This is a genomic window from Halomonas sp. B23F22_20 (assembly GCF_043496985.1).
Classification (GTDB): domain Bacteria; phylum Pseudomonadota; class Gammaproteobacteria; order Pseudomonadales; family Halomonadaceae; genus Halomonas.
On the sequence record NZ_JBIEKH010000094.1, the window covers coordinates 1 to 642 of the forward strand.

Genomic DNA, 642 nt, shown 5'->3' on the forward strand with positions numbered 1-642 from the left:
GAAACGCAGAGTCTTCTGGAGCATTATTTCTTGCGCTGCCAGGAACTTGAGTACCAGCTTGTTGATCGTTGAAACCAGGAAGGTGGCTAGGTGCTGCCAAGGAAAGACCAAGTGAAAGTTCTTACCGTTTTCGGTACTCGCCCCGAAGCCATCAAAATGGCCCCTCTCGCTTTGCAGCTTGCCGCCGATGAGCGTTTTGATGCACGCGTTTGCGTGACCGCACAGCATCGTGAAATGCTCGATCAGGTGCTCAGCCTTTTTGAGCTCAAGCCTGAGTACGATCTCGATCTGATGAAGCCCGGCCAGGATCTCAACGATGTCACCACCGGCATCCTGCAGGGCATGAAAGACGTTCTGAACGATTTTCGGCCGGATATCGTGCTGGTGCATGGTGATACGGCAACCACCTTCTCCACTACGCTGGCTTGCTATTACCAGCAAATTCCCGTTGGCCATGTGGAAGCTGGCCTGCGTACCGGTAACCTCTATTCGCCGTGGCCGGAGGAGGGCAATCGCAAGCTGACCGGGGCCCTCGCCAAGCTGCATTTCGCACCGACCGATACCTCTAGAAACAACCTACTGGAGGAAGGTATCGATCCCGCCATGGTGTTCGTGACCGGCAACACCGTCATCGACTCCCTG

Annotated in this window: 1 protein-coding gene; it reads left to right on the plus strand. The window is 55.3% G+C overall.

The genetic code is table 11. The features are described 5' to 3' along the window. Nucleotides 1–111: 111 nt before the first annotated feature. The coding region (wecB, locus tag ACGTN6_RS20745) for a non-hydrolyzing UDP-N-acetylglucosamine 2-epimerase (RefSeq protein ID WP_394594971.1) at nucleotides 112–642 on the plus strand (531 nt) is incomplete at its 3' end.